The sequence below is a fragment of the Anabaena sp. UHCC 0253 genome (assembly GCF_009712085.1).
Classification (GTDB): domain Bacteria; phylum Cyanobacteriota; class Cyanobacteriia; order Cyanobacteriales; family Nostocaceae; genus Dolichospermum.
Genome location: NZ_VILD01000001.1, coordinates 145247 through 149749 on the forward strand (window position 1 = coordinate 145247; position 4503 = coordinate 149749).

5 protein-coding genes and 1 pseudogene are annotated in these 4503 nt (G+C 38.4%); all 6 read right to left on the bottom strand.

The window, feature by feature from the left end; translation table 11 throughout:
* Positions 1 to 74 precede the first annotated feature (74 nt).
* Positions 75 to 812, bottom strand: coding sequence for a cell division ATP-binding protein FtsE (gene ftsE, locus FJR38_RS00680; protein ID WP_168498693.1), 738 nt, complete (start codon positions 810 to 812; stop codon positions 75 to 77).
* 167 nt (positions 813 to 979) lie between these two features.
* On the bottom strand, positions 980 to 1729 hold the full coding sequence (locus FJR38_RS00685; RefSeq protein ID WP_168498695.1) for a WecB/TagA/CpsF family glycosyltransferase: 750 nt from the start codon (positions 1727 to 1729) through the stop codon (positions 980 to 982).
* 150 nt (positions 1730 to 1879) lie between these two features.
* Positions 1880 to 2485 (bottom strand): TIGR04282 family arsenosugar biosynthesis glycosyltransferase, encoded by a 606-nt coding sequence (locus FJR38_RS00690; protein WP_168498697.1) that lies wholly within the window; start codon positions 2483 to 2485, stop codon positions 1880 to 1882.
* On the bottom strand, positions 2482 to 3186 hold the full coding sequence (locus tag FJR38_RS00695; protein ID WP_168534868.1) for a 16S rRNA (uracil(1498)-N(3))-methyltransferase: 705 nt from the start codon (positions 3184 to 3186) through the stop codon (positions 2482 to 2484). Before FJR38_RS00695 ends, FJR38_RS00690 begins: the two co-directional genes overlap by 4 nt.
* Positions 3187 to 3205: 19 nt before the next feature.
* Positions 3206 to 3673 carry a DUF29 domain-containing protein gene (locus FJR38_RS00700; protein WP_168498701.1) on the bottom strand — a complete coding sequence of 156 codons (468 nt, stop codon included), beginning with the start codon at positions 3671 to 3673 and terminating at the stop codon, positions 3206 to 3208.
* Positions 3674 to 3937: 264 nt separating this feature from the next.
* Positions 3938 to 4503: pseudogene (locus tag FJR38_RS00705) on the bottom strand (sulfite reductase, ferredoxin dependent); the annotation flags it as partial.

Consider the following 4503-nt stretch of genomic DNA (forward strand, 5'->3'; position numbering starts at 1 on the left):
CTTATCTGTTCCCTGTTCCCTATTCCCTATTCCCTCTTCCCTCTTCCCTCTTCCCTCTTCCCTTTTTTTTGTAACTATTTTCGATATAATTTCCCATCTTTAACTTGCACCACTGGATAATTACAGCGTCTGACTAACTGCTCATCATGGGTAGTGATAATCACCGTTGCACCAAAGGAATTTAACTTTTGAAAGATTTGAATTACTTGCCAAGAATTATCAGGATCAAGATTTCCCGTAGGTTCATCTGCTAATAATAAAGGTGGTGTTCCGACAATTGCTCGCGCAATACTTACTCGTTGCTGTTCACCCCCAGAAAGTTGATCAGGAAATCGGTCAGCTTTAGATAATAAACCCACCAATTTTAAAGTTGGTTCTAAACGACGTTGAATTTCTTTGCGGGTATAACCTTGTGCTTGCAATACAAAAGTTACATTTTCCGCGACTGTGCGCTGGGGAATGAGTTTATAATCTTGAAAAACAATCCCAATGCGCCGACGCAATAATGATAAATTATAGCTTTCTAAAGTAGCGACATTAATATCATCAACTATTACTTCTCCTTGGGTAGGTAATTCCGCACCATATAGCATTTTTAGAAGTGTGGATTTACCAGAACCACTAGCACCTGTAATAAATAAAAATTCTCCCTTTTTGACTTGGAGATTGACATCAAGTAAAGCGTGATGGCTATTATGAGGATAAGTTTTAGAAACAGAATGCAACTCTACCATTGTCCCAGTTTGACTTTGAGTTGTTTCCTCTTGACTATGAACTTTTTCAGTATTTCCCATGCTGGTGAATATTGGCATAGTTATAAGGATTTTGGTAGGTTGGGTTAAGCGACAGCGCCACCCAACAAATGCTTATAAATGTTGGTTTTCCTAAATTGAATCTTTAAAACTCTTACCTTTGCGTCTTTGCGCCTTTGCGTGAGACTAAAATTCATACCGTTAATCAGCAACGCCGACTTTTTTAACTATTCACATCTTACAGTCCAACGATAAACTAAAGATTTTAAGGCAAATTCTGGTAAAGCTAACATCCGTCGCCACCGCCAAGGTTCTTGATATAATCTATAGAGCCATTCTAAATTATTATTTGCTAACCAACCCGGAGCGCGTGTTTTTGTTCCTGACCAAATATCAAAACTACCACCAACACCTACCCAAATTGAATGGGGACATAAATGGCGGTTTTGAGCAATCCATAATTCTTGACGTGGTACTCCCAAACCAACAAATATCACCTGTGGCTGTAGTTGAGTGAGAGTTTGTAATAACTGTTGTTCTTCTTCTGGAAAATGATAACCAGAATGTGTACCTAATATTTGTAACTGGGGAAGTTGTTTTTGCCATAAATCTGCTGCTTTAGCGGCTACTCCCGGTGCGCCCCCATAGAAAAATATAGAAGCAGATTTTTTTTGTTGAGATACTACTTGTAAAAGATTTTCTGCTAATTCAATTCCTGGAAAGCGTTGTACATCTTGTCCTAATAAATATTGTAAATACAGAACAACTCCTGCTCCATCAGGAATTACTAATTCAGCATTTTGAATTACCTTTGATAGAGCGGGATTACGCTCTGCTTGCATGGTCATTTCTGCATTGAGCGTAACGACATGAGTTCCTTTCTCTTCTCTTAAACAATCTAGTAACCAGTCGGGATAATTTTTCATTATATGAACTGGTAAACCCAATACAGAAAACGCCTTAGGCAATTCAAACATAGTCTATTTAAAATTAAACTTAGAGGAAGTTTTATGAGTTTTAGTTTACCAAATTTTTTCCTCAATGGATGATTTAAATTTCCTATTGATTATGGTGGTGATTTCTGATATACTTAAGTATATATTATCAGTGAATATACTGTCTAATTATTAGGGCCGAAGATCCTCTGGACGATCAATATCCGCTAAAGGTTGCAGATAACCTATTGATAAATTCAATTTCTGGGCTTTTTCTACTGTTTTTGGGAATACTTGAGCCGTACCCCAATGAATATTCGTAAATAATTCTGGTATTGGTGGTTGTAAGCCTATTAAATAATAACCACCGTCTAGGGCTGGTCCTAATACGAGATTGCAAATCCGTAGTTGCTCAAAAGCTGTTGCTAAAACTTGGGAATTAACACCAGGACAATCTGTACCAATGATAATGGCTTGTTCTACATTTTGATTAAACGCACTTATAAGCGATCGCTCCATTCTTTCCCCTAAATCTCCCTCACCTTGAAATTGATATACTAAATCATTCCCTAACCAGTCTTGCATTTTTTCCAAATCACCACCTGTAAACCGTACTTCTACGGATACTTTGGTCATTTTTTGCAATTCTTTCACCTGAGAAATAGTATATTCAGTCATCTGCTTGTGCAAATTAGCAGCACCAACATCACCCAAAGCCGGGATAAGCCGGGTTTTTGTCTTTCCTGGTTCTGGATAACGGGTAAAAATAATTAGGTGTTGTTTTGGCGAAGTGATCATTCAAAATTGGCTGCTATTAAAGATACCGCAACTATGGGCGCTGTGACTGCACGAAGAATGCGACGACCCAGAGAAATAGGTGCAAATCCTGATTTTACAGCTATTTCTATTTCTTGATCTGTCCATCCTCCTTCAGGACCAATAGCGATCATAATATCATTGGCGGTGTTATTAATTACCTGGTTTAAATGGGGAAAATCACCACGGGCTTCACACAGATAACGGTGAGCAGCGGTACTTTCCTTGACAGCGGTATTAAACGCTACAGGTTCTAAAATCGTAGGAACAAAAGCCCGTTCTGATTGTTCAGCCGCTTCAGAGGCTATGCGTCGCCAGCGTTCTAGTTTTTGGGGACTAGGATTTAATAAGGTGCGATCGCTCAAAACAGGTAAAATACAATTTACTCCCAATTCTGTACAACACCGGACAATCTCATCAAATCCATTTCCTTTCGGTAATGCCATCATTAAGGTGATAGATACAGGTAACTCTGTTTTCACTTCAAGTAGTTCTAAAACCTGTCCTTGTTCCCCTTGTACCTGCGCTAACCACCATTTACCCATACCATCCATAGCAATAAATTTATCATCATCCCGCAACCGCAACACCCGCAGCAAATAATGTTGTTGTTGGGGTGTTAATAAAAGTTGGGTGGCTTGGAGTTGATTGGGATTAATAGTAATGCGTTGGAGTTGAGACATAATGTGTCAGCATCAGGATTTAGAGACTAGGAAAATAATCACTATTAAGAATATCATCAGGAGTAAAAGGACATTGTTCCGGGAAAATCTCACTAGATAAACCTGATTTCTGAATTGCTTGTTTTCTAGCTTTGAGATAAACTGAATCTAAACAATTAAGAAAATAATTATAAAGTGTTTTAGAACGACAAGAAAATTCTAATTCATCTCGAAAATTAGAAATCTCATTTTTCCAACCTCGTTGACAAAATTCTTTTTCAGATTCCCAATAACAATAAAGTAAAAGATGAATTAATAATTGCTTGAGATAACTTTCTACCTTTCGTCTTTGTTCAATTCCCAAAGCTTCTATCTCTTCTACTAAATGTTGCCAATCTAAATTTTCAATATCTTGATTTTGTAATTGTTGAAGAGTTGTTTCTATCCATAAATAATAATCTTCTTCATAAAGGGTAGGTTGAATAGATGGGAATATTTTTGTAGTCATACCTTCTCCCTCAGAGAATATATTCTCAAATTTCCTAGTCTAACGAGGTACAAATTCATCTGCGTTAATCTGCGTTTATCCTCTTCCATCTGCGGTTAATTCTTTCTTCTTGTACCTCAATGAATTTTAACATAATTTACAGCAGTTCACTAAATTCATCTCACGCAAAAACCCCAAAAACAACTTTGCGTCTTTGCTACGGCAGTCGCTCATGGGGGAAACCCCCAAGACCGCGCTGCCTCGCCTTTGCGTGAGAATATCTTTCTACAGAGTTTGGAAATACTTCTCCAAAGCCTCATGAACCAAATCAGTCATTGGCCGTTCTTGTTTTTCAGCAGTTTCCTTAAGTTGCGCGTAAAAATCATCCCGCAGACTGACTCTATGACGTGATTTACCGCTGCTAGTAGGTTCTCCTGGTGTGTAATTAGCCACAAATTCCCTAATCGCATCAAAACCCAATCTGTCGCAAAAATCCCCAAAACTTTCTTTGGGTGTGCGTGACTTTTTAAAGAAGACAAAAATCGGTTCTAGGAAACTTTCAATATCATTGTGGTGCAGTCTTTCCACAAAAGGTTGAGCCAAGCGGGTTTGATTTGGTGAACCACCCAACCACACTTGATAAGATTCCGCAGCACTACCAACAAAACCCAATTCTGCCATATAAGGACGAGCGCAACCATTAGGACAGCCTGTCATCCTTACCACAAAATGTTGATTTTGTAAACCCAATTTATCTAATAAAGCCCGAATTCTTTCTAAATTCCGGGAATAGCTCCTTTCCGATTCTGTGATTGCTAAACCGCAAGTAGGCAAAGCCGGACAAGCCATAG

What these genes read in the sequence shown, in the direction of transcription:
- ftsE (WP_168498693.1), bottom strand. Translation starts at nt 812, where the DNA reads ATGCCAATATTCACCAGCATGGGAAATACTGAAAAAGTTCATAGTCAA.
- FJR38_RS00685 (WP_168498695.1), bottom strand. Translation starts at nt 1,729, where the DNA reads ATGTTTGAATTGCCTAAGGCGTTTTCTGTATTGGGTTTACCAGTTCAT.
- FJR38_RS00690 (WP_168498697.1), bottom strand. Translation starts at nt 2,485, where the DNA reads ATGATCACTTCGCCAAAACAACACCTAATTATTTTTACCCGTTATCCA.
- FJR38_RS00695 (WP_168534868.1), bottom strand. Translation starts at nt 3,186, where the DNA reads ATGTCTCAACTCCAACGCATTACTATTAATCCCAATCAACTCCAAGCC.
- FJR38_RS00700 (WP_168498701.1), bottom strand. Translation starts at nt 3,673, where the DNA reads ATGACTACAAAAATATTCCCATCTATTCAACCTACCCTTTATGAAGAA.